This is a genomic window from Phenylobacterium sp. (assembly GCF_037968635.1).
Lineage (GTDB): Bacteria > Pseudomonadota > Alphaproteobacteria > Caulobacterales > Caulobacteraceae > Phenylobacterium.
Window position 1 is genome coordinate 1 of the sequence record NZ_JBBKVV010000173.1, and the last position, 24424, is coordinate 24424.

General features: G+C 66.2%; 20 protein-coding genes and 1 pseudogene. 3 read left to right on the forward strand and 18 right to left on the reverse strand.

The window, feature by feature from the left end; all coding sequences use genetic code 11:
- The 5 genes from AAC997_RS18535 to gyrA form a co-directional block, all read right to left on the reverse strand.
- Window positions 1-485 (reverse strand): phosphohydrolase (locus AAC997_RS18535; protein WP_340647186.1); only part of this gene is annotated, 485 nt, incomplete at its 3' end.
- Window positions 482-943, reverse strand: a complete 462-nt coding sequence (locus tag AAC997_RS18540; protein WP_340647187.1) for a peptidylprolyl isomerase — start codon at window positions 941-943, stop codon at window positions 482-484. The genes AAC997_RS18535 and AAC997_RS18540, both read right to left, overlap by 4 nt.
- Window positions 943-1815, reverse strand: a complete 873-nt coding sequence (locus AAC997_RS18545; RefSeq protein WP_340647188.1) for a peptidylprolyl isomerase — start codon at window positions 1813-1815, stop codon at window positions 943-945. The genes AAC997_RS18540 and AAC997_RS18545 overlap by 1 nt, the downstream gene beginning before the upstream one ends.
- Before the next feature lie 51 nt (window positions 1816-1866).
- Window positions 1867-2370 carry a pantetheine-phosphate adenylyltransferase gene (coaD, locus tag AAC997_RS18550; RefSeq protein ID WP_340647189.1) on the reverse strand — a complete coding sequence of 168 codons (504 nt, stop codon included), beginning with the start codon at window positions 2368-2370 and terminating at the stop codon, window positions 1867-1869.
- Between the two features lie 64 nt (window positions 2371-2434).
- Window positions 2435-5212: a DNA gyrase subunit A gene (gyrA, locus tag AAC997_RS18555; protein ID WP_340647190.1), complete on the reverse strand. Its 2778-nt coding sequence runs from the start codon at window positions 5210-5212 to the stop codon at window positions 2435-2437.
- 110 nt (window positions 5213-5322) lie between these two features.
- On the opposite strand from gyrA, the gene AAC997_RS18560 reads away from it, so the two are divergent.
- Together AAC997_RS18560 and AAC997_RS18565 are read left to right on the forward strand one after the other, a co-directional pair.
- Window positions 5323-5850 carry a superoxide dismutase family protein gene (locus AAC997_RS18560; protein WP_340647191.1) on the forward strand — a complete coding sequence of 176 codons (528 nt, stop codon included), beginning with the start codon at window positions 5323-5325 and terminating at the stop codon, window positions 5848-5850.
- A gap of 60 nt (window positions 5851-5910) precedes the next feature.
- Entirely contained in the window at window positions 5911-6966 is a 1056-nt protein-coding gene (locus tag AAC997_RS18565) for a 2OG-Fe(II) oxygenase (protein WP_340647192.1), read from the forward strand.
- Here AAC997_RS18565 and AAC997_RS18570 read toward each other — a convergent pair.
- A complete protein-coding gene (locus tag AAC997_RS18570) occupies window positions 6963-7289 on the reverse strand; it encodes a helix-turn-helix domain-containing protein (protein WP_340647193.1) in 327 nt (108 codons plus the stop codon). The genes AAC997_RS18565 and AAC997_RS18570 overlap by 4 nt on opposite strands.
- A gap of 50 nt (window positions 7290-7339) precedes the next feature.
- Between AAC997_RS18570 and AAC997_RS18575 the strand changes: the two genes are divergently transcribed.
- A complete protein-coding gene (locus AAC997_RS18575; protein WP_340647194.1) occupies window positions 7340-7777 on the forward strand; it encodes an SRPBCC domain-containing protein in 438 nt (145 codons plus the stop codon).
- Here AAC997_RS18575 and AAC997_RS18580 read toward each other — a convergent pair.
- From AAC997_RS18580 to AAC997_RS18635, 12 genes and pseudogenes are all read right to left on the reverse strand, one after another.
- Window positions 7774-8703, reverse strand: coding sequence for a hypothetical protein (locus AAC997_RS18580; protein WP_340647195.1), 930 nt, complete (start codon window positions 8701-8703; stop codon window positions 7774-7776). The genes AAC997_RS18575 and AAC997_RS18580 overlap by 4 nt on opposite strands.
- A gap of 77 nt (window positions 8704-8780) precedes the next feature.
- Window positions 8781-9266 (reverse strand): single-stranded DNA-binding protein, encoded by a 486-nt coding sequence (gene ssb / locus AAC997_RS18585; RefSeq protein WP_293494873.1) that lies wholly within the window; start codon window positions 9264-9266, stop codon window positions 8781-8783.
- Window positions 9267-9421: 155 nt separating this feature from the next.
- Window positions 9422-9799 (reverse strand): hypothetical protein, encoded by a 378-nt coding sequence (locus AAC997_RS18590; RefSeq protein WP_340647196.1) that lies wholly within the window; start codon window positions 9797-9799, stop codon window positions 9422-9424.
- 41 nt (window positions 9800-9840) lie between these two features.
- Window positions 9841-10542, reverse strand: a complete 702-nt coding sequence (locus AAC997_RS18595) for a hypothetical protein (RefSeq protein WP_340647197.1) — start codon at window positions 10540-10542, stop codon at window positions 9841-9843.
- Window positions 10543-10599: 57 nt separating this feature from the next.
- Entirely contained in the window at window positions 10600-13401 is a 2802-nt protein-coding gene (locus AAC997_RS18600) for a hypothetical protein (protein ID WP_340647198.1), read from the reverse strand.
- Between the two features lie 146 nt (window positions 13402-13547).
- On the reverse strand, window positions 13548-14375 hold the full coding sequence (locus AAC997_RS18605) for a flagellin (RefSeq protein ID WP_340647199.1): 828 nt from the start codon (window positions 14373-14375) through the stop codon (window positions 13548-13550).
- 186 nt (window positions 14376-14561) lie between these two features.
- The gene (locus AAC997_RS18610) at window positions 14562-14852 is read right to left on the reverse strand and encodes a hypothetical protein (RefSeq protein ID WP_340647200.1); all 291 of its coding nucleotides are present in this window, start codon (window positions 14850-14852) and stop codon (window positions 14562-14564) included.
- A 123-nt stretch (window positions 14853-14975) separates the two neighbouring features.
- Complete coding sequence (locus tag AAC997_RS18615) at window positions 14976-15818, reverse strand: flagellin (protein WP_340647201.1); 843 nt, start codon at window positions 15816-15818, stop codon at window positions 14976-14978.
- Between the two features lie 309 nt (window positions 15819-16127).
- A complete protein-coding gene (locus AAC997_RS18620) occupies window positions 16128-16979 on the reverse strand; it encodes a flagellin (RefSeq protein WP_340647202.1) in 852 nt (283 codons plus the stop codon).
- A gap of 365 nt (window positions 16980-17344) precedes the next feature.
- Window positions 17345-19636, reverse strand: coding sequence for an FkbM family methyltransferase (locus tag AAC997_RS18625; protein WP_340647203.1), 2292 nt, complete (start codon window positions 19634-19636; stop codon window positions 17345-17347).
- A gap of 38 nt (window positions 19637-19674) precedes the next feature.
- On the reverse strand, window positions 19675-21759 hold the full coding sequence (locus AAC997_RS18630) for a tetratricopeptide repeat protein (RefSeq protein WP_340647204.1): 2085 nt from the start codon (window positions 21757-21759) through the stop codon (window positions 19675-19677).
- A gap of 176 nt (window positions 21760-21935) precedes the next feature.
- A pseudogene (locus AAC997_RS18635) lies at window positions 21936-24424 on the reverse strand (ice nucleation protein); the annotation flags it as partial.

Below are 24424 nucleotides of genomic sequence, written 5' to 3' on the forward strand. Positions count from 1 at the left end.
TCGGGATAGATGACCGGGGCGTCCAGGAAGTGTTGCATCACCTTGGCCCGGCCCGCGCGCCAGGCCTCGTCGGGCACATGGGCGTACTCGGCCCGCACCTGGTGGGTATAGGCGTCGTAGTCGAGGGGCGCGGCGGCCAGGATGGCCAGGTCGATGGAGACCAGTATCTCGCCCAGGCGGTCCTCTTCCTCCACCACATGCCCGGCGGTCAGGCGGATCAGCCGGGCCACTTCCTCGCGGGCGTGCAGGGAGAGGTCGAGGTCGCGGAGATCGCGCTTGGCCATCTCCGCGCTCCTGGCCTCGTTGTCCGACGCGGTGGGATCGTAGACCGCGTCGTGCCACCAGATGGCGCAGGTCAGCACCTGGCGCTCGGAGTCCATCAGGTCGGGAACCTGATCGAGCAGCGCCAGGCACTGCTCGATATGGGTCCGCGTATGGTAGCGCCTATGCGGTTGCGCGTAAGCCGCTTCCAGTTCGGGGGTCACGCGTCGGCCGCGACCTTCATGGAGACGATCTTGCCGGGCGCGCGCGGCGGCTCGCCCTTGGGCAGGCCGTCCACTAGGTCCATGCCGTCGGTGACTTCGCCCCAGACGGTGTATTGGCCGTCCAGGAACTTGGCGTCGTCGAAGCAGATGAAGAACTGGCTGTTGGCCGAGTTGGGCTGGTTGGTGCGGGCCATGGAGCAGACGCCACGGACGTGGGGCTCCTTGGAGAACTCGGCGGTCAGGTTCGGCTTGTCCGAACCGCTGGTGCCGGTGCCGGTGGGGTCGCCGCCCTGGGCCATGAAGCCCGGGATCACGCGGTGGAAGACCACGCCGTCATAGAAGCCCTCGCGGGCCAGTTCCTTGATCCGGTCGACGTGGCCAGGCGCCAGGTCCGGGCGAAGCTTGATCGTCACCGGGCCGCTTTCCAGCGTCATGATCAGGGTATTTTCGGCGTCCATTACTTCACCTCTGAGGGAATTCGAATTGCGCAGGCCGTGAAATCGGCCCCCATCTCGCCACGCACATTGGCGATCTCGGCCTTGAACCAGGCGCTAGCGGGGTCGATCACCCGAACCTTGGGGCGTTCGGCGGCGGGGATATCCGCCATTACGCGGACCTTCAACATCTTATCGGGATCGACCACCGGTTCGCCGACCTTGATGGCGCGCACCACGTCGAGGCCCGAGATCACCCGACCGAAGGCGGTGTAGCGCTTTTCCAGGGACGGATAGGCCTGGCGCATCAGGAAGAACTGGCTGTTGGCGCTGGCCTCGGCCTCGCCGCGGGCCATGCCGGCGACGCCCGGGCAATAGAGGCCCCAGCCGGAAATCTTGCCGTCCTTGGTCATGGGCATGAGCATCGAGCTCTGGGTCATCACCGGCAGGGCGCCGATGAACCCGATCTCGGCCACCGTCTGGTCGGCGACCTGGACGAAGGGGGTGTCAGGGCCTCGGCGGAAGGTGAACTCGGCCTCCAGATCGGGCTTGTCGGAATTCCCTTCGCCGGTGTCCTTGGGGTCGCCTGTCTGGGCCATGAAGGCGTCGATCACCCGGAAGAACAGGCGGCCATCATAGAGGCCGGTGCGGGTCAGTTCCTTGAGCCGGGTCACATGGTTGGGCGCGACCTGTGGGGTCAGCTCCACCAGGATGCGGCCCTTGGTGGTGTCGATCACCAGGACGTTGTCGGGATCAGGCGTGCGCCAGTCGGCCGCGGTGGGCGCGCCGGGCTCCGGGGGCACGACGGGCGCGGCCGGGGCCTTGGCCTTGGGCGCTGCGAGAGCGGAGCCGGCGAGCGCCAGGACCGCCGTGGAGATCAGGAGGGTGCGGATCATGCGCTCACTCCTAGCCGGGCGCGGCGAAGATCGCCACCCCGTCGGAGGGTCTCAAGCCTTGGCGGCCGCCACCTTGGCCATCAGGGCCTCCCGAACGCCGGGACTGACGAACTTGTTCACCTCGCCGCCCAGGATGGCGATTTCCTTCACCAACTTCGACGACACCGCCTGGTGGCGGGGATCGGCCATCAGGAACACGGTCTCGATCTCGCGGTCGAGCTGCTGGTTCATGGCGGTCATCTGGAATTCGTATTCGAAGTCGGCGACGGCGCGCAGGCCCCGGACGATGATGCTGGCCCCGACCTCGCGGGCGAAGTGGATCAGCAGGCCCTCATAGGGCTGGACCACGATCTCGATGTCCTTGGGCAGGCCGCTCGCCAGGTCGCGAAGGATGGCGACGCGCTCTTCCAGGGTGAACAGCGGCCCCTTGCCGGCGTTGATCGCCACCCCGATCACCAGCTTGTCCACCAGCTTCACGGCCCTGCCGATGATGTCGGTGTGGCCATTGTGAATCGGGTCGAACGTGCCCGGATAGATCCCGACGCGGGTGGCCATTCGCCTGTATCCCCCAACTGTTCTTGCCTTCGGCTTTGGCCGGGCAAGCCGTTGATGGCAAGCCCTAAGTTTCGTCGGCCCCCGGTTCGCCGTCGCCTTCGGGCTCCTCGCCCTCGCCGCCGCCCTGGTCGGCCAGGCGTTCCACCGAGACGACGTGCTCGTCCTGGGCGGTGCGGAAGATGGTGACGCCGGAGGTGTTGCGACTGATGACGCGAACCTGCCCCACCGGGGTGCGGATCAGCTGGCCCTGGTCGGTGACCAGCAGGATTTCGTCGAACTCCTCCACCGGGAAGGAGGCGGCCAGACGCCCGCCCTTGCCCTTCTTGGTGAGGTCCTGGGCCAGCAGCCCCTGCCCGCCCCGACCTGTCCGGCGGAACTCATAGGCCGACGTGCGCTTGCCGTAGCCCTCGGTGGAGACGGTGAGGATGAACTCTTCAGCCGCGCCCAGGTCCGCGATGCGGTCGGTGGACAGGGCCTCTTCGCCGGCGTCTTCCTCGTCGTCGGGCGCCGCGAGGTCCTCGATGTCCTCGCCCTCACCGCTGATGGCGCGGCGCATGGCGTTGGCGTGCTTCACATAGGCCGCGCGCTCCGCCGGGGTGGCGGTCACAGACCGCAGGACGGCCATGGAGATGACGCTGTCGCCCTCAGCCAGGCGGATACCGCGCACGCCGGTGGATTCGCGGCCGGCGAAGACCCGGACCTCCTCGGTGGCGAAGCGGATGCAACGGCCGAGGGCGGTGGTCAGCAGGATATCGTTGGCCTGGGCGTTACAGACGCCGACGCCGATGATCTGGTCGCCCTCGTCCAGCTTCATGGCGATCTTGCCGTTGCGCTTGATGCCGATGAAGTCAGACAGCTTGTTGCGCCGCACGCCGCCGGAGCGGGTGGAGAACATGACGTCGTACTGATCCCAGGTGGCCACGTCCTCGGGCAGGGGCAGGATCGAGGTGATGCTCTCGCCGGGCTCGATGGGCAGCAGGTTCACGAAGGCCTTGCCGCGCGAGGTGGGGGTGCCCACCGGCAGACGCCAGACCTTGAGCTGATAGACCTTGCCGCCCGAGGAGAAGAACAGCATCGGGGTGTGGGTGTTGGCCGAGAAGACGCGGGTGACGGCGTCCTCGTCCTTGGTGGACATGCCCGAGCGGCCCTTGCCGCCGCGATGTTGGGTCCGATAGGTCACCAGCGGGGTACGTTTCACATAACCGCCGTGGGTCACGGTGATGACCATGTCCTCGCGGGCGATCAGATCCTCGTCCTCGACGTCGGCGTCGCCGTCGACGATCTCGGTGCGGCGGGGCACGGCGAAGGCGGCGCGCACCTCCACCAGTTCCTCGCGGACCACGGCCATGATGTTGTCGCGCGACGACAGCATGGTCAGGTGGCCCTGGATGGCCCCGGCCAGAGTCTCGGCCTCGCCGAAGATCTCGTCACGGCCAAGGCCGGTGAGACGCGACAGGGTGAGCGCCAGGATGGCGCGGGCCTGTTCCTCGGTCAGGCGGATCAAGCCGCCGTCCTCCAGCACCGTGCGCGGATCGGCGATCAGTTCCACGAGCGGCATCATGTCGCCGGCCGGCCAACCCTTGGCGACGATGCGTTCGCGCGCCTCGGCCGGGTCCTTGGACGAGCGGATGATGTGGATGAACTCGTCGATATTGGCGACGGCGACGGCCAGGCCCACCAAGACGTGGCCGCGGTCACGGGCCTTGGAGAGTTCGAACTTCTCACGCCGGACAACGACTTCCTCGCGGAACTCGATGAAGGCCCCGATCATCTCGCGCAGGCCCATCTGCTGCGGGCGGCCGCGGTTGAGGGCCAGCATGTTGACGCCGAATGAGCTCTGCAGCGGGGTGAACCTGTAGAGCTGGTTCAGCACCACGTCGGCCGAGGCGTCGCGCTTCAGCTCGACGACGACGCGCATGCCCTGGCGGTCGCTCTCATCGCGCAGGTCGGCGATGCCCTCGACGCGTTTCTCGCGCACCAGTTCGGCGATCCGCTCCACCAGTCCGGCCTTGTTCACCTGATACGGGATGGCGGTGATGATGATGGCTTCGCGGTCCTTGCGGACCTCTTCGATGGCGGCCTTGCCGCGCATGATCACCGAGCCGCGGCCGGTCATCAGGGCGTTGCGGGCGCCCGTGCGGCCGATAATCTCGCCGCCGGTGGGGAAGTCGGGGCCCGGAACGATGTCCAGCAGTTCGTCCAGGCCGATCTCGGGATTGTCCACATAGGCCAGACAGGCGTCGACGATCTCACCCAGATTGTGGGGCGGGATATTGGTGGCCATGCCGACGGCGATGCCACCGGCGCCGTTGACCAGCAGGTTGGGCAGGCGCGACGGCAGGACGCTGGGTTCGTGCTCCGTGCCGTCATAGTTGTCTTTGAAGTCGACGGTGTCCTTGTCCAGGTCGGCCAGGATCGACATGGCCGCCTTGGTCAGGCGGCACTCGGTGTAGCGCATGGCGGCCGGCGGATCATTGTCCACCGAGCCGAAATTGCCCTGACCGTCGATCAGCAGCTGGCTCATGGAGAAGGGCTGGGCCAGACGCACCAGGGTGTCGTAGATCGCGCTGTCGCCGTGCGGGTGGTACTTGCCCATCACGTCGCCGACGACGCGGGCCGATTTCACATAGGAGCGGTCAGGCGTGTGCCCCTGCTCGCTCATGGAGAACAGGATGCGGCGGTGCACCGGCTTGAGGCCGTCGCGAACATCGGGCAGCGCGCGGCTGACGATGACGCTCATGGCGTAGTCGAGGTAGGACTTCTTGAGTTCGTCCTCGATGGCGATAGGGGCGATGCCCCCGCGCCGGCCGTCGTCCGGAGGGATAGTGCTGTCGTCGCTCAAGGGGATTTTTTCGCCGTTGGAATCGGACTGGAAATCAGTGTTGGAGTGTTAACATCCCAGGACCCCCGAGGCCAACCTTCGTGAGCCTTGGAAACGCCTTTGGAGCCGCCATGAAGTATGCCGTCCTTGGCCTGATCGCCGCAGCCGCCGCCACCGCCGCCCTCGCCGCAACACCGCCGGCCAACCTTCGGATCGATCTCAAGAATTCCGCCGGCGGCTCGGCCGGGACCCTGACCCTCTCAGAGGCCCCCAACGGCGTGCTGCTGCGGCTGGAGGCCAAGGGGCTGACGCCCGGTTGGCACGGCCTGCATTTCCACGAGAAGGGCGACTGCTCCGCCGCCGGCTTCACCTCGGCCGGAGCCCATGTCCACGGCCAGGCGAGCGTGGTTCACGGCCTTTTGAACCCCGACGGCAACGAGGCGGGCGACCTGCCAAACCTCCATATCGCCGCCGATGGCGCCGGGGCCGTCGAACTGTTCTCCAGCTACACCTCGCTCAAGGGCGCGGGAACCCGCCCGGCCCTGATGGACGCTGACGGCTCGGCCCTGGTGATCCACGCCGGCCCGGACGACCACATGAGCCAGCCCATCGGCGGGGCCGGCGCGCGCGTGGCCTGTGGGGTCATTCCGAAGGGTTGATTGGTCGCCCCGGACGCGCCTCGGCTTGCCAGCACGAGCGTCCGGCGGCAAACCTCAGCCATGTCCATCGTTGTGGGCGCGCTCGCGCCGCGGTTCGTCTGCCCGACGACCAGCAATCCCCGCTACACCTCCGCAGCCTTCGGCGGCCGCTACATCCTGTTGGCCTTCCTGCCCACCGATGTGACAGGTCGACGGGCGGCTCTCGGCCTCGTGGGCGCTCACCGCGCCCTGTTCGACGACATCAAGCTCTCGGCCTACGGCGTATTGCGCGACGACGACGCGATCGCCCTGGCCCGCGACCAGACAGGGCTGCGCTGGTTCCTCGACCGTGACGCGGCGGTGAGCCGACTCTTCGAGGCCCTGACGCCCGAGGGGGAGGAACGCCCCCGCTGGGTGCTGCTGGATCCGGCCGAGTGCGTGCTGGCGGTGGCTGATATCGACAAGGCCGACGACCTGTTCGCGCAGGTTCGCGCCCTGCCCGCGCCCCAGGACCATGCCGGCGTTCCTCTGCACGCGCCGGTGCTGATCGCGCCACGCATCTTCGACGCCGATCTCTGCCGGCGGCTGATCGCCTACTACCAGACCGATGGCGGCTCTCCGTCAGGGGTGATGCGCGAGATCGACGGCAGGACCGTGGGCGTGCTCGACGCCTACAAGAAGCGCCGCGACACCATGATCAGCGATCCCGACCTGGCCCGTGAGGCGCGCGAGGCCCTCGTCACCCGCCTGCTGCCGCAGATCCGAAAAGTCTTCCAGTTCAAGGTCGGCTACATCGAACGCTACATGGTAGCCTGTTACGACGCGGAAGATGGCGGCTACTTCAAGCCGCATCGGGACGACACCACCAAGGGCACCGCCCACCGTCGGTTCGCCTGTTCCATCAACCTCAACGCGGAAGAGTTCGAGGGCGGCGACCTGACCTTCGCGGAATTCGGGCCCCAGACCTACCGGCCGCCAACCGGGGGGGCGGTGGTGTTCTCCTGCTCCCTGCTGCACGAGGCGACCTCGGTGACCAAGGGCAAGCGCTACGCCTTCCTCCCCTTCTTCTACGACGGGGCGGCCGCCGCGATCCGAGAGGCCAATCTGGGCACGTTTGACACCGGGGAAGACCCCTAGGCTTCCAGGTCCAGCTTCAGACGGGCCAGCAGGTTCACCGCCTCGGCCGCGTAGGGTGATATCCAGCGCTCGGAGATCGCCTTCACCGGCGAGGCGTTCAGATAGTTCCAGCGGCAGCGCCCCTCGCGCCGGGCGATGATCAGCTCGGCGCGCTCCAACACCCCGATGTGCTGCATGACGGTGCAGCGATCCAACGCGCCCGCGAAGTGCGCGCACAGTTCCCCCGTGGTGCGCGGGGCCGATTTCAGCATGTCCAGAATCTCCCGCCGGCGGCGGTCGGCCAGGGCCTTGAAGACCAGATCATCTGCGTCGTCGGTTGACATGTTATATTTTCATAACATATTTGATGCCGATGGCAACAGGAGGCGTCCCCATGGATCCCAAATTCCAGGTGCAGTTGAAGATCCGCAAACCGGTGGCGGAGGTGTTCGACGCCGTCGTGAACCCCGACAAGCTGACCGGCTATTTCCTGCAGACCTCCAGCGGGCCGCTGGCGCAGGGCGCGACGGTGAAATGGAAATTCGCCGAGGTGAATGAGGCCTTCGACGTGGTGGTGGGCGAGGTGGTGAAGAACCAGCGGATCGTCTTCAACTGGCCCGCGGAGACGGGCGGCGCCACCCGGGTGCAGATGATCTTCGAGGCGATGGACGCCGACAACACCATGGTCCAGATCAGCGAAGGTGGCTGGCCTCAGACGCCGGAGGGCAGCAAGGCCTCCCACGGCAACGCCGGAGGCTGGATGCACATGCTGTGCTGCCTGAAGGGCTACCTGGAATACGGCGTCAACCTTCGGGCCGGAGGCGCCTTCTAGCTCAGGCCCTCCAGGCGGATGACGTCCAACTCCGCGGCGGTGAGCACGCCAGCTTGGTAGAGGGCGAGGTATTCCTCCGAGAGGCTTGAGCCGAAGATCAGGACGTCGTCCGTATTGACGGTGACGCGCACGCCGGCGTCCACCAGCCGGCGGATCGGATGGTCCTCCATCCGCGCCACGCGACCAAGCTTGAGGTTCGAGGTGGGGCAGATGTGCAGGCGGACGCCCGCATCGGCCAGGGCGCGCATCACATCGGGAGAGTCTGCGGCGGCGATGCCATGCTGCACCTCGTCCAGCTCCAGCAGTTCCACCGCTCGCCAGACATCGTCGGCGGTCCCCCACTCTCCCACATGGGCCTTCAGCTTCAGGCCGGCGGCCTTGGCGCGGCGGTAGAGGGGGGCGAAAACCTCGATGGGCTGGACGAATTCGTCGCCGGAGAGATCCAGGGTGCGAAACACCCCCAGTTCCAACATCGGCGTCATCCAGAATTCCAGCGCCCGGAACGGGCAGTGGCGGGAGAAGCTCATCTGCGGAATCCACTCGACCTGCGGCCCGCCTGCCGCGTGAGCGGCCTGCAACATGTCCCAGACCGGTTGGGCCTGATTGTCGTAGTGCGTAACTTCCCAGACGTCGGCGCCGACTTCGATCCGCGTGACGCCGTCGCGGACAGCCTGGACAAAGGTCGCCTCGAAAGCCAGCGCTCTGCCCTGCCCTTGAAACAGCTCAGCCAGATGCTCGCCGGTCCAGACGTGCATGTCGTCCATGGAGGTGAGCACCCTGTCGACGGGCGCGATGTCGCGACCGGTGCGCGCACGCAGGAAATCGCGGTTTCCGCTGCCGATAGCGTGGAGGTGCAGGTCAGCCTTCGGCGCGGCGCGGATCGCGGCGAGATCACCGGCTTCAAGAGCGATCTGGAAAGCCGACATCGGGACTCCCGCCGAAACAGAAACGGCCGGTCCCAGAGGAACCGGCCGTCCTTCTATAAGCCTGCAGGCCGATACGCCTAGAACGGGATCTCGTCGTCCAGGTCGGCGGAGAAGTCTTCGCGCGGGGCCGAACTCTGAGCCCGAGGCCCGGAGGAGAAGCCGCCGCGGTCGCCGCTGCTGAAGCCGCCGCCTTCCTCGCGTTCGGCGTCGCCGCGACCGTCCAGCATGGTCAGCTCACCCCGGAACTTCTGCAGGACGACCTCGGTGGAGAACTTCTCCACGCCCGACTGGTCGGCCCATTTGCGAGTCTGGATGGAGCCCTCGATGTAGACCTTGGAGCCCTTCTTCAGATAGTTCTCGGCCACCTTCACGAGGTTCTCGTTGAAGATCACCACCCGGTGCCACTCCGTCTTTTCCTTGCGCTCGCCCGAGCTCTTGTCGCGCCAGGTTTCCGAGGTGGCGATACGCAGGTTGGCGACCCGGTCGCCGGAACCGAGACTGCGAATTTCAGGATCGGCGCCCAGATTGCCGACCAGAATGACCTTGTTGACGCTGCCCGCCATGATGCTTTTCCTGTCTTTTCCGTAGATGCGGACGCTCACGTCCTGGCGCGCACGCTAGACGAGCGGGATCAGCCGATCAATATTAATGTTCGTGGTTCGTTCACGTTTGACGCCCACCGTCCACAGGCCATTCGTGCGGCCTGGCGTCGCGCCGCCTATTGGCGCGGCATGGCCCCCGGCACCGCGAGCCGGCCGTCGCCCGTTCGGACCAGGGCGGGATAGCGGTGCGCCTCCAGGGAGGGCGCCGTGAAGATCCCCTCCTTCTGGAGGAAGATGAAGTTGCCCTGATAGGCGCCGGTGATTTCGTACTGGCTGCCGCCCATGCTCAGGAAGCGGATACGCATGGCCTCCAGGGCCGCGGCGCAGTGCTCCAGATCCGACTGGGCGCCGGGCAATCTGTTGTACTTCAGCGTCCCGTCCTTCTGGGGCGCCACCATGTAGCAGACGCCGACGTCGCCCGGCGGGACCGTGCGTTTGGCGCAGGCGCCGAGGGCGATCAGGGCGGCGCCCAGCAGGAGAAGATTGCGAACCATGGCCATAGACTACACAGCCCAATTGCGGCACGCGAGTGGCCTTAGCCGACCGCAGGGATGGCGCAGCTACTGCCCTGGTCCACCAGGGTGCGGAAGCTGCGGTTGTCACCGGAGACTTCGACCTTTCCGGGCACCAGACGCAGGGTCTGGGTCATCCAGCGACCATAGGTCGCCGTGCCGGGACGTTCGCAGCGGCCTGCGAACAGGGCCTGGACACAGGAATTGAGCGACATCTCCGAGGGCAGCCTGGACCACACATTGCCGGAATAGCGCCAGCAGGTTCCCGCCGGCCCGCCGGCGGTGGGCGCGGCAGGCGTGGCTGTCGTGGTGGGGGCGGCCGGGATGGTCGGGGTCAGGGCCGGCTCAATGGCGGTGGTCTGCACCGGCGGCAGGGGAGTCAGGACCGTGCCCGCGGCATCGGCGGCGGCCAGGTTCCCGCTGGAGTCGACGCCGACGTCCAGGGCTCCGGTGGCCACGCCGTTCTTCTTGGCGCACTCAGCCAGGGTGACCTCCCCGACATACTGCCCGGCGACGAAGCATCTCAGGGGCCGGGCGGGATCGATCCCACCATCGTCGGCGGTGGTGGTTTCCACCACCAGGCCGCCCTGCGAAGCCGCCGGGGCGGCGTTCCGATCACTGCGGGTCTTGGAGACCATGCCGATGGCGATGCCCAGCCCGGCCATGAGCGCGAGCGCGCCGCCGATCAAGGCCAGCACAATCCGTCGGTCATTGAACATATCCATGGCCTCTCGCTAGACCGCGCGTGAGACGGTTTCAAGCGTTCGCGATCGCGGAGCGACTTAGCCGCCGCCCGTGAGGCGATCGAGGGCGGCCTGGTAGTTGGCGATCTGGTTGGTGAGATAGGTCGGAACGGCGCCGGTGGCCTTGGCTTTTTCCGCCTTCTTCAGAGCCTCGGGCGTGGCGGCTTCCTTGAGGTCCTTGTAGGCGTTGCGGATCACGTTGAGCGCCGAGGCCAGCTCGGCCTTGGTGTGGGAGATCTCCTCGGCGTTGCTGAGGTTCATCTCCATGTCCAGGCCCAGGCCGTAGAAGGTCCCCTTCCCGTCCGCCGCGGTGGTTTTGCCGTCCTTGCTGGTTGTGGTGGCGCGCACCACGCCCTCGGGAATGCCCAGCAGGGCCAGGGCGTCCCGACCGGCCTTGCCCGAGGCGAACTCCAGGATGTTGCGCGGGTTCTGCGGCTTGATCTGCAGCTTGCGCTGCCCGTCGGAGGTCACGACGCTGATGTCGGCCTGATAATTCAGGCCCCGCTTCAGCTTGGCGACCAGGGTCTCCATGGTCTCGCCGGCTTCGATGGTGATGGTCTTGAATGTGCCGCCGTTGCCGCCCTTGACCTGGAACTGGTCGCCGGGCCGCACGGCGCTGACAGCGCTGAGCTGGACGGAGTCGGTCATGTCCAGCGTGCCCTTGGGCAGGCCCAGACGATCGAGGGCGCTGGCGCCGGACGTGTCGACGGCGATCGCGGTGGGGGTGGCGTAGCCGTCCTTGCCCGTGAACCGGCGGGTGAAGCCGGTGGCGCCGGTGTCGAGGTCCAGCTCAGTGAGGAACCCGTCCTTCTTGCCCTTGGCGTCGAGGTCCGGCAGGTCGGAGCCGGCCTGGCCGGTGAGGTAGACCCGGCCCTCCGACAGCGCCATGCCGGTGACCTTGTCGTCCCCCGCCCCGCCATAATAGGCCAGCCGGTCGCCCGCGCCCGCGCTGAGATCGGCCGATATCCTGGCGGCGAAAGCGTCCAGCCCGCTGGTATAGGCCCGCGTCGTGACGCCTGCCGAAAGACTGTCGCCGCCGGCGGACCCGGCGATCACCAGTTGTCCGCCATCCAGGGCCAGGCCCGCTATCCCGCCGCCGGAGAGATCGCCCAGGTCGCGAACGCCGGTTTCAACGGGTGTGCCGCCGGAAATGTCGAAACGATGGAGAACGGCGCGGCCCTCCTCGTTGTTGGCCATGACCAGGGAACCGCCATCCACCACCAGGCCGCCCGGCCGGTCCGAGCCCGAGGAGCCAACGCTTTGGGCGAACAGGGTCGAGACCTTGCCCTTGGCGTCGGCCTTGAAGCCCTCGATGTAGCTGTCCCAGCCACCCAGCCCCGTGGTCCCCGGCAGGTTGGATTGGGCGCGGCCAGCGACATAGACGCTGCCGTCAGCGCCGAAGGCGATGTTGGTGGCCTCGTCGTTCTGACGCGCGCCGCGACGCTCAGTCCACAGCTCCTGGCCCTCATCATCCATGACGGTGACGAAGCTGTCGGATTGGGTGGAGAAGCTGCCGGTCGCCCCGGAATTCAGGGCGCCCTCGACCGCGCCGCTCAGGGCGCCGGTGACCTTGCCGGCGATGGCGATCTTGCCGTCGGCCGAGACCGCGAGCGCCAGGCCGCTGGCGCTGGTCGACGCGCCCAGGGTGCGGGTGAAGAGCAGCTTGCCCGCGGAGTCGTACTTCAGCAGGGCGACGTCCTGATCGCCCTTGATCGTCTGACCGCCGACCTTGTCGGAGACATCGGCCAGAACATAGACCGATCCGTCGGAGGCGACCTGGGTCGCGTGAACCGTGCCCACGGACTTTTCCATGTCCTTGGACCAAACCCGGCCATCGACGTAGTTGGCCTCGCCGGTCGCCTGAGGCGGCGGGGTCACATCGGTGGTGTCAGTCTGAATCTTGAGCAGCTGGCTTACAATCACCCCGTCCTTGGTGGAGCTCTTGCCGTCGGGATCGGGATTGCCGACGCTCTGGGCCAGATAGATGGCGGGCTCGGTCTTGGGGGCCGAGAAGGTCAGGGTGTCGCCGGAATCGATGTTGAACTTCATCGCCCACTGGTCGGGATTGACTCCGACCTTGGTGGCCTTGCCGCCGATCTGGATGGTGCGGTCGCCGCCAGGAATACGCAGAGATGAGACGCTGGTCCCGACTTCGGCCTCGCCGAGCTTGCCGTTGATGTAGGACATGACGTTGGACATGTTGCGAGGGGTCGCGCCCATCTCGTCCAGATCGATGACCACCTCGTGGACGACGTTCACCCGCTTGATCGAGATGTTAAATTTCACGTCGCCCTGGAAGGCCTCGATCGGTGCGCTGACATCGCCCGACACCAGCGGCGGGGTCGTGTACTCGGTCTTGGCGCGGTTGACGCCGACCGTGGATTTGGCCTTGTCGGCCACAGTCGCCCGGGTCAGGCGAAGTTGGTCCAGGTCGAGTTGCTCGGTATAGGCGGTGATCTCGGCCAGCCCCTTGGCGAACACCGACTGGATGCGGGCCTTTTCGGTGCTGCTGAGGTTCTTGGCGCCCATCTGGTCCACAACGCCGGCCAGGGTGTCGATGCCCTGGTACAGCGCAAACAGCTTCTTGTAGTCGGCGCTCGCCCCCGCCAGGTCGAGCTGGGCGGCGTCCTCGTTCACCAGCTTGCGGCCCAGCATGGCGTTCTTGACCGCGGTGGTCATCAACTCGGGCGTGTTGGAGGCGGTCTGGGCGCCTGGCAGCCACGGGGCGCTCGGCGCGTACTTCTTGGCGGAGGTCATCGGGCCGCCAGCCGACGTCAAGGGCACGCCAGCGCGTGCCTGATAGTAGTTCAGCAGAATATTGGTATCGAAGGTGATCGTCATGACCTGCCGTTCGCGGACACAGATCCGCCGACAAACCTTCGCACGTCAACCGATGACGAGGGGTTAAGCCGCAGCGTTAAGACGGCGAAGGACCGAGCTGACCAGGCTCGGACCTCAAGACACTCCCGGGATCGGGAAAGCCGCAACTACTTGAACAGCGACAGGATGATCTGCGGCGCCTGGTTGGCGATAGAGAGCGCCTGGGCGCCAAGCTGCTGCTGGACCTGGAGCGCCTGCAGGTGGGCGCTTTCCTTGGCCACATCGGCGTCCACCAGATTGCCGATCCCGGCCTGCAGCACGTCGGTCAGCTTGGAGACGAACTTGTTGTGGTTCTCGATCTGCTTGGCTTGCGCGCCGAGCGCGCCCAGCGCCTGGTTGACGTTGCCGATCGAGGCGTCGAGGTCGGTCAGGGCCTGCTGAGCGTCGGCGACGGTGTTGATCGAGGCCGTCGAGGCCAGGGTGATGATCAGCCCGCCCAGGCTCATGTCCTGGCCCGACAACGTGATGTAGGCGTTGGCGTCGGCGTTGGCGAGGAAGCGGATCGACGTGGTGGTGCCGTCCAGAATGTCGGCGCCGTCGAAATTGGCGTTCTGTCCGACCTGGCGGATCTGCCGCAGGATGGACTTGAAGTCGGCGTCCAGGGCGGTGCGGGAGTTGGCGTCCAGGGAAGGGTCCTGGGCGGAAACCACCTTTTCCTTCAGCTGAACCAGCAGATCTGAGATCGACTCGCCAGCCGCCATGGAGACTTCAGCGATCGACTGTGCCCGGTCGAGGCTCATCTTCACCGCCGAGAGGGCGCCGATGTCGGCGCGCTGTCCCTGGGCGATGGACCAGACCGAGGCGTTGTCCTTGGCGTTCGCGATGGCCAGACCGGTGTTGATGCGGTTCTGAACGTCGCTCAGCTCATCGTTGGTCTTGTTCAGGTTCTGCAACGCGACGAGCGCGGATTTGTTTGTATGAACGCTGATTGACACGGCTCGGCCTCCTTGGCGCGCCCGACCCCTTTCAACCGGCTCTTCTGCGAGTCGGCGGGACCGGTCTTCCTGCGCTGGAAGCTACGGAATCATGGTGTCCAGAAGGTTAACGCCCATATGCGAGCGCCTGCCGACCGGTTCCCCGGGGCAGTAAAACCTTCAGATTCAGAGGCTGTTGAGCCCCTGTCAGATCTTGGCGCGGATTACCGTGCCGGCGGCGTAGTCCTCTTCCTCACGCATCTTCAGGAGTTCCTCCCTCGGATACTGCGCCACAATGTCGCCGGTCCGCCGGTCGACTGTCTTGTAGACGTAGGAGCCACCCTGTTCCTCGATGACCAGCCGGATATCGGCCTGATCCTCAGCGCCTTCCGCGGCACGGACCGCACGGGGTGCGGGGTCGCGCGGCGCGGGATGCTGCGATTGCTGATTGAGGTTTTGGTCGGTGATCGCCGCCAGATTTGTAGCCTTGGTTTCCATTTCTCCCTTCGTTAACGGGGCTCGCCCGTGAACGTCCCTGTTTGACCGAAGTCGGCGGGGAGGACTTCGCCCTCCCCGCCAGGTCCGGCCGGTGACGAGGCGTCGCCGCCTCGCGCGCCTGCTTTAGCCGCGGAAGAGGCTGAGCAGACCCGAAGAGGAGCTGTTGGCGATCGACAGCGCCTGCACGCCAAGCTGCTGCTTGGTCTGCAGGGAGGTCAGTCGCGCACTTTCCTTGGCAAGGTCGGCGTCGACGAGGTTACCCACCCCGGCGTCGATCGAGTCCTGCAGCTTGCCGATGAAGGTCAGGTGGGACCCAATGGACTTGGAACCCGTACCCAGCTTCGACAGAGCGGTCGAAACGCTGCCGATGGCGGTGCCGATGGTGGCGATCATGGCCTCGGCATCGGCTTGCGTGCCGATGGTGGAGGTGGCGCTCAGGCCGCCGCCGCCGCCCATGATCGTGCCGCCCAGCGACATGTCTTGCGACTGGACAGTCAGTTTCGAGGTGCCGTCATCATTGGCCAAGGCCGCGATGGTGGTGCCGCCTGAGTCGATCATGTTCACACCGTTGAACGTCGCGTTGGAGACCGACTTTCCGATCTGGTCGCGGAGGGCGATGAAGTCTTCGTTCAGGGCCACGCGGGAGGCGGTGTCGAGGCTGGAATCGGAGGCGGCCAGGGCCTTTTCCTTCATCTGCAGAAGCAGATCGGAAACAGCCTCACCGCCGGCGATGGCGACATCGACGGTCGATTGCGAGCGTTGCAGGGAGTCCTTGACCGCGTTCAGGGAGCCGGAGGTCGCGCGTTGGTTCTGGGCGATGGCCCAGATGGCGCCGTTATCCTTGGCGGAGGCGATCTTCTTGCCGGTGTTGATGCGGTTTTGAACCGTCATCAGGTCGGCGTTGGTCGTGTTGAGGTTCTGAAGGGCGATCATCGCCCCGACGTTGGTGTTGACGCTATTCGGCATCAGAGGTGTCCTTATTCTCAGGTCACCGGTCTGCATTTTGCTGACCGTAGGCATTTTGCCCACGTGGTTAAAAGCAAGTTTCGGGCCACCTCAGCCGAAACGGCCACGGGCTATCGGCCCGCCACAAGATATTGAAATGGTTGGATTAAACCCTTGTTAGGGACGTCTACGCGCGGCAGGACTTGCCTACCTTAACGGCGCTTGGGCAGAAATTGCCGACCTCATGCGGCAAACGGCGCCCAGCAGTTCAAAGAGCTCGCCGGGCGGGGCCACCCCTTTCGGGGGGCGCCCGCCCGGCGCTGCGACCAACTAGCTGCGGAACAGAGACATGATCGTCTGTGGCATCTGATTGGCGATCGACAGCGCTTGGACACCGAGTTGCTGCTTCGTCTGCAGCGAGGTGAGCCTTGCGCTCTCCTTGGCGAGGTCAGCATCGACGAGGTTGCCCACGCCGGCGTCGACCGCGTCCTGTAGCTTGTTGATGAAGGTCAGGTGATTGGCGAGAGACTTGGAACCCGTGCCCAGCCGCGACAGAGCCGTGGAGACGTTCGCGATAGCGTTAGCCACCGTGGTGATCATCGTCATGGCGTCAGCCTGGGTCCCAATGGAGTCGGTCGACAACAGCCCCACGGCGCTGCCGGGAGTGTCGAGGGACATATCCTGAGCCAGAACCGTGAGCCTGGATTGCCCAGACTCATCGGCGAGAGCCGAGATTGTCACCGCACCACCGACACCGGCTCCGTTCAACATGTTCACGCCGTTGAACGATGCGTTGTTGACCGCTTTCTGGATCTGGTCGCGCAGGGCCATGAAGTCTTCATTCAGGGCATTGCGGGACGCGCTATCCAGGCTGCTGTCAGACGCAGCCAGAGCCTTTTCCTTCATCTGAAGCAGAAGGTCCGAAACCGTCTCCCCACCAGCGATGGCGACGTCGACCGTAGACTGACTGCGTTGCAGTGAATCCCGGACGGCGTTCAACGATCCGGACGCCGCGCGCTGGTTCTGAGCGATCGCCCAGATAGCGCCGTTGTCCTTGGCGTTCGCCACCTTCTTGCCAGTGTTGATGCGGTTTTGAGCCATCGCCAGGTCGGAGTTGGTCGCATTGAGGTTTTGGAGCGCGACCATCGCGCCCACGTTGGTATTCACCGAATTATACGGCATTTGGGATCCTTCCATTCTGGTCGGGAGAGAGTTTGCGGCTTTTGCCTGCGGGGCGGGTTTTCGCCTTGTCGACACTCTCGCAAGCCACGGGCCAGTTTCGGCCGCGCGTTCACTTTTTAAGATACTGTTTTTATTGTGCTTTATGGGAACCCAGCCGAGGTCCAATTAATCATACCGGGGATGATTTGCCGCCTCGGCACGAGTTGCCGGGAGGAAAGCAACGCCCCGGCTGGCGGGACTCGATTCTGCCTAGTGACGCAAGTCGGTGTCCGGGCGCGGTCCGCCTGGCCAGGTCGCGCCGCCTATCAGCCCATATCTGAACGGTAGGGCGAGCAAGACAGAGCCTCGCGACCCTGACGCCGGCGTCACTGGACGGCGGCGGCCTCCCCCACCCCTTCCAGACTTGACGTGTCAAAGCCGTGGAACAGGGACAGGAAGCGGAACGGATTGGCCTGATAGGACGGGTACATCACGTTGTTGATGTCGGTGGTGGTGTCGAAATAGGCCAAGGTCGGCGAGGCGCCGCGGGCCAGAAGGTGGTGCCGGGCGAAGATCAAGGCCACCTGATCGATCCAGCGGGTCACCGCCGGCCTGGCGAGCTCACGCGTGATGTAGTCACGCAGGAAAGCCAGGAAGACCTGGGCGTCGGCCGTGGGGTTCACCAGCAGCAGGTTGGCCGTCAGCCGGGAGCCCGCGTTGAAGCTGATCTCGTTCTCGTTGAACATCACATCGGCGGGCGCGGCGCGGGCCAGCAGGTCGGCGACCCCGCGCTGCAGGATCAGGTCGATATCTGAGACGAAGACCGGCCGCTCCAGGCGCGCCAGCAGGGTTCCCAGGCGCTCGAACCGCACACATTGGAAGTGGGCGACCGGCCGGGCGATGAAGCCCTTGGGCGGGGCGTCATAGACCTTGGTCGTCACGGCCTCGGCGTCGAAGTCGTCGCCGGCGAAAATCAGCCGCGCATCGCTGACGCCCACCCCGGCGGCGATGGCCGCCAGCCGGTCCTTGCCGCCGATCACATGGATGACGATCAGGCTCGGCACGTCGGCGTATTTCAGCACCGAGAGCGCGTACCAGCGGGCATAGAGGTCGACATAGGTTTCGTCGGCGGCGGCGAAGAACACCGCCTTGGCGCTCAGCCGGTCGGCGGTGGCGCGGACGCTGTTCCAGTCCATCGGGACGCCGTCGGACGACACGAAGGCGAGCTCGGATTCCGGGGCGGGGATCGGCGTGGGGGCGTTGACGGCGGCCAAGTCGACAGCGTCCAGCAGCAGGCGGTAGTGCTTGCGCCATCCCTCCCACTCTGACTCCGGGTCCACCGCCACTTCCAGCGCGCCCGCGGCGGCCAGCAGGGCGGCGATCTGGCCCTGGCTCTGGGGCGTCAGCGGCCGGCAGAGGATCAGACTGACCACATCATGGATGTCGCGCAGGCGCAGCAGCGGATGCATGTCGCCCGGCGCCAGCGCCAGGCTCATCTTCTCGGCGATTTCCGCCAGGGCGGGATCGACCGGAGTTGGCGCGGGCGCGGCCGGTGGCGAGGTTCGGTTGGCGGCGGCCATCACGACCTGCGCCGTGTGGTTGGTGGGATCAACCTTCAGCAGGGCGCGGGCGTACCGCTCCACCTCGCTCCAGCGGTGAAGGACCTGATTGCAGCTCATGGCCGCGGTCAGCATCGGTTCGCTGTTGGGGATCAGAGCCACCAAGGCGGCCGCGTACCGCTCGGCCTGGGCGGTCTCACCCGCCTCAAGATGGGCGTTGAACTTGCCGATGGCCGGCATGGCGCGCTCCTGGATTTCCTCCAGCAGGCTGTTGGGATTGCTTCGGCCGAGCCGGATGGCGCGCAGGGCGCCCAACACCTCCAGGGTCCGATCCTGGGCTGTGTAGAGCTCGATCAGCGCCCATAGGGCCGGTTCGTCGTTCGGCCGCAGGACCACAAGGTTCTCGAAGACGGTCAGGGCGTCGTCTGTGCGGCCTTCTGCGACCAGGGCCTGGCCGAGCTGGAACAAGGCGTTGGTGGCGGCGCTGGCCCGCTTGCTGCGCCGCTCAAACAGCACGTCGATCTGCAGCAGGCCGTTCCCGCGTACGTCGTCCAGACGATGAAACTCGACGATCTCGGCGCAGTGGAACCCCATCGACTCCAGTTGCTCGAACACATCCTCGGCCTTGGCGCCGCCGATGTTGTACTCGACCATCGAGACCTCGAGCAGGATGTAGTCGGCGTCGGCCAGGACGACAGCCCCGCCCTTCAGGACATCGACCTCGGCGCCCTGGGTGTCGATCTTGACGAAGTCGAAGCGGCGGCCGGCGAACAGATCGTCGATCCGCACCTTCGGCACCGCATGCTTCAGCACCTTGTCTTCGCTGAAGTAGTGGGTGTCCTCCCGGTAGAAGGAGACGCCGGTAGACTGCAGCCAGTCCCTGCTGAGGAAGAGCTCGGCCACCCCGGCCTCGTCCGACGCGGCCACCATGTGCCGTTCGTAGCCCAGCTTCACGAGGTCGGGTTCGCAATAGGGGTTGGGCTCGACCAGGGTCGGGACGCAGTCGGGATAAACCTGCAGGAAACCCTCGGTGAAGTCGCCGACATTGGCCCCGACGTCCAGCAAGGATGTCGGCAGATAGCCCTTGTCGCGGAGACTCTCGAGGACCTTGCGGGTCATGCGTCTTCCAGTTCAGGCGCGCGAAAATGTGCGCGGGGTCAGTCGGCCGCGGCGCGGCGCAGGCGGGCCTGAGGCTCGGAAGCCGGCGGCTCGCCCTCAGCCAGGGCGATGTCCTGCTGCGTCCAAAGGCGCGCGTCGGAAGGGATGGGCCGGGCCAGGTGGCGCTGGGTCAGCTTGGCCTTGTAGAGCCCGTGGTAGTCCTCGATGGCCAGGATCTCCTGGCCCTCATGATCGTGATCCACGCCAGCCTTCATATAGATGTCGAGATTGTCGAGGTCGGGGCGCGGCAGGGCGCCTTGCTGATAATCCACCACCATGGTCGCGTAGAGATCTTCCAGGCTCGAAACCAGCTTCTCCATGTTGAAGAGATCGCAGGTGTCGCGGTTGGCCTCGAGCTGCCCCTTGTAGGCCGCGATCTGGCCGCGATCATGACCCAGGGCGACCGCCCGCTCGACGTATTCGTCCGGGCTGGCGCAGACCAGATCGGTCAGGCCGGAGGCCCGCACCAGACTGCCGCAGACCCTGGCGGCGAAGCCTCGCCCCGACAGCGTGACCATCGGCACTCCCATCCAGAGGGCGTCCGAGGCCGTGGTGTGGGCGCCATAGGCGCCGGTGTCGAGGAACAGGTCGGCCAGGGGATAGCGCGCAAGATGCAGGGAATTGTGCAGTTTCGGCGCGAAGATCAGGCGTTCGGGCGCCACCCCCTGCCCCGCGGCGAAGGCCAACAGCCGCGCATGGGTTTCGGCGGTGCTTTCCAGCAGCCAGAGCACGCTGCCCTCCACCCGCTTCAGGATGGTGAGCCAACGCTCAAAGGTGGCGCGGCTGATCTTCTGGGCGCCGTTGAAGCAGCAGAAGACGAAGGCGTCTTCGGGCAAACCCGCCTGGGCTCGCGTCGGGCGCTCGGCCGCCACAATACGTTTGCGGTCGTTGGGCTGGTAGCAGGGCAGCCGCACCACCTTCTCGGAGTAATAGATCTCGGAGCCGGGAGGCACGATCCAGCCGTCGGCGACGATATAGTGGTGGTAGGGGCTGCCCATTGTGCCCGGATACCCCAGCCAGTTCACCTGGATCGGGGCCGGCCGCAGGGCGAATACCCCGGTGCGGCACTCACGCGTGTGACCGTTGACGTCCACAAGGATGTCTATGCCGTCCTGCGCGATCCTGGCGGCGGCCTGAGCGTCGCTCATCGGCCGGATGTCGGTCCAGTGCTCGACGGCCCCCCGGGTGCGCAGGGTCAGCGCGTCGACCGAGGGAATACCGCAGTAGTAGGCGAAGACCTCGACCTTGGCCTTGTCGTGCAGTTCCCAAAGCTCGGCCATCAGATAGCCCACCGCGTGGTCGCGCAGGTCCGAGGAGATATAGCCGACCCGCAGTCGGCGGCTCTGAACCTCGATGGGCGCATGCCGCCGATCGTCGCCGGCCGAGTGCAGGGGCGTCTCGGCGGTCAGTTCGACATAGCGTGCGGCGGCCGCCAGCTGCAGCAGGGGATCGTCGGTGTAGGCGGCCATGGAGAGCGGGTGGATGTTGGTGATCTGGTCGGTGCTCTCAAGCCCCGGCAGCGTCTCGACCACCGGCCACTTGCACTGCACCAGGCGCATGGCGAGGTATTGCTCAATGACGTCCCGCTGGGTGGGATCGACGGACAGGGTCTCACGCAGGATCTGCTCGGCGGCCTCGATCTTCTGGGTGTCGGCGAGGATCCGGGCCAGTTGCTTCAGGGTCGACAACTTGTAGCCGACACCCTGGCCGCTGATGGCGGAGACCTTCTGCAGGGCGGTCTGCCAGAGGGCGATGGCCTGATCCGGCTGGCCGCTGCGCTCCAGCACGCCGCCCAGGTTGATGTAGCCCGGCATGAAGTCCGGATCGAGGGTGATGGCCGCGGTCAGGGCCTCGATGGCGCCAGCCAGATCACCGGCCTGGGTCTGAAGGCAGCCGCGATTGAAGTGGGCGACGTAGAGCTGCGGATGGGTGGGATTAAGCGCGCCCCACACCTTGTAGAGTTGCTGGGCCTGATCAGCCAGGCCCGCGCCGCTGAGCGCGTTGGCGGTGTTGATCAGTTCCGCAAGGCCCAGGGATTCCGCCGTGGCCTTCTGCAGCGCCGAGAGGAAAAGGTCCTGGGACATAATGGTCTCGCGCCTGCCCTTCCAGTCGTGCCGGACCCGTGCGGCCTGCGACTCGGCCAGGGGTTACCGTCCCCCTGTTGTGGCGCCTCTGAAGCCCGGATTCCAGGCCGCGGATAGGAATGCGACCATCTGCGCCGGGCGCGAAGGCCCGGCGCACGGTGTCACGTTTTCCCCGATCAAGTGGCCGCGATGTAGGCGGCGATCTGATCGTCGTCCAAGCTCTGGACCTGGGTCGCGGTCAAGGCGTTCAGCAGGGTGGCGTCCATGCCCGAGATGTTGGTCGCAGACAGTCCGTCGAGCTGGGTCGCCGTCAGGCCGGTGATCTGGGTCGTGGCCAAGGCGTTGGCTTGCGTCAACGTGAACTCGGCGATCACCGTCGCGGCGAGCGCCCCGACCTGGGTCGAGGAGAGCGACCCGAACTGGGTGTCGGCCAGATCGCCGATGTCGGTCACCGAGAGCCCCTTGAGCTGGGTCGTGCTCAGCGCCTTGACCTGTGTGGTGCTCAGCGCCGCAGTCTGGGTGGAGTCGAGGGCGGAAACCGCCGTCGCTGTCAGGCCGGGGATCTGAGCCGCCGTGAGGGCCGCGATCTGGGTGTCGGCGAACTCGGCGACATCGGTGACGCTCAGGCCCGAGAGCTGGGTCGTGGTGAGGCCCTTCACCTGGGTGGTGGAGAGCGCCTGGAACTGGGTCGTGTCGAGCGAAGAGATGTTCGTCGCCGTCAACGCCCCGAGTTGCACCGCCGAGAGGGCGTTGATCTGGGTCGAGGACAGTTCACTGAAGTCGGTCGAATTGAGCGTTTTCAGCTGCGTGGTGGTCAGACCGCCCACCTGGGTGGTGGTGAGCGCGGCCACCTGGGTGGCGTCCAGAGCCGAAAGGCTGGCCTGCGACAAGGCCCCGATCTGCCCGGTGGTGAGGGCGCCGAGCTGGGTCGTGTCGAGGACGCCGACATTGGTGGAGGTCAGAGCCGCGAACTGACTGGAGCTAAGGGCCCCGATCTGGGTGTCGGCGAATTCACCGATATCCGTGGTCGAGAGGCCCGCCAGCTGGCTCGTGGTCAGCGCCTTCACCTGGGTGGTGGAGAGCGCGGCGACCTGGGTGGCGTCCAGGGTGGAGATGCTGGTCGCGGTGAGCGCAGACACCTGGGCGTTGCTCAGCGCGCCGACCTGGGTGGCGGTCAGCTCGCCGATGTCGGTGGTCTCCAGGTTCCTCAGCTGGGTCGTGGTCAGGCCCTTGACCTGGGTCGTGGAGAGCGCCGCCGTCTGGGTGGCGTCGAGGCTGGAGACGTTGGTGGTGCTCAAGGCTCCGATCTGGTTGGCCGACAGCGCCCCGATCTGGGTCGAGGTCAGCTCACCGAAGTCTGTGGTGGACAGGCTGGCAACCTGGGTTGTCGTCAATCCGCCGATCTGGGTGGTCGTCAGGGCCGCCGTCTGGGTGGCGTCCAGGGCCGAGAGGGCTTCCTTGGTCAGCGACGCGATCTGGGTGGTGGCCAGGGCGCCGAGTTGGGTCGCGTCCAGGGTCTGGATGCTGGTGGCGGAGAGCGCCCCCACCTGTGCCGCCGTCAGGCCGCCAACCTGGGTCGACGAGAGTTCGCCGATGTCGGTGGTGTCGAGCCCCTTCAGCTGCGTGGCGTTCAGGCCGCGGATCTGGCTGACGGAGAGCGCGGCCACCTGGGTCGCGTCCAGGGCCGAGATATTGGTCGCCGAAAGCGAGCTCAACTGGGTCGGGGTCAGGGCGCCGATCTGATCGGCGGACAGTTCGCCGATGTCGGTGGTTTCCAGGCCCTTGAGCTGGGTGGAGCTCATGCCCTTCACCTGGGTGGTGGAAAGCGCCGCCACCTGGGTCGCGTCCAGGGCCGAGAAGGCGTTGGCCGTCAGAGCCCCGACCTGGTTCGCCGTCAGGGCGCCAATCTGGGTCGCGGTGAACTCGCCGATGTCCGTGGCCGAGAGCGCGCTGAGCTGGGTCGTCGCCAGGCCCCGGATCTGCGTCGTGGAGAGACCGCCCACCAGGGTCGCGTCCAGGCTCGCCAGGTTGGTGGCGGTCAGGGCGCCGAGTTGGCCGGCGGTGAGCGATCCGATCTGGGTCGAGGTCAGTTCGCTGAAGTCGGTGGTCGACATCGCCTTCAGCTGGGTCGTGGTCAGACCGCCGACCTGGGTGGTGGTCAGCTCGCCGATCTGAGTCGCGTCCAGGGCCGAGAGGCTGGTGGAGGATAGCGCACCAACCTGGGCCGCCGTCAGGGCGCCGATCTGGGTTGCGTCGAGGGCGGCGATGTTGGTGGAGCTCAAGGCTCCGAGTTGGCTTGCCGAAAGCGCGCCCACCTGAGTTCCGGTGAGCTGCCCGACATCGGTGGTTTCCAGACCCTTGAGTTGGGTCGTTGTCAGCGCCTTGATCTGGGTGGTGGTCAAGGCCTCGGTTTGGGTCGCGTCCAGGGCCGAGATGCCGGTGGAGGTCACGGCCGCGATCTGGGCGGTGCTCAGCGCGGCGATCTGAGTGACGGTGAACTCGGCGACATCGGTTCCGCTCAGCGCGCTGAGCTGGGTCGCCGCCAGGCCCTTGACCTGGGTCGTGGACAGAGCCGCGACCTGGGTGGCGTCCAGGGCCGAGAGGTTGGTCGCCGAGAGCGCCCCGATCTGGTTGGCGCTCAGGGCCCCGATCTGGGTCGAGGTCA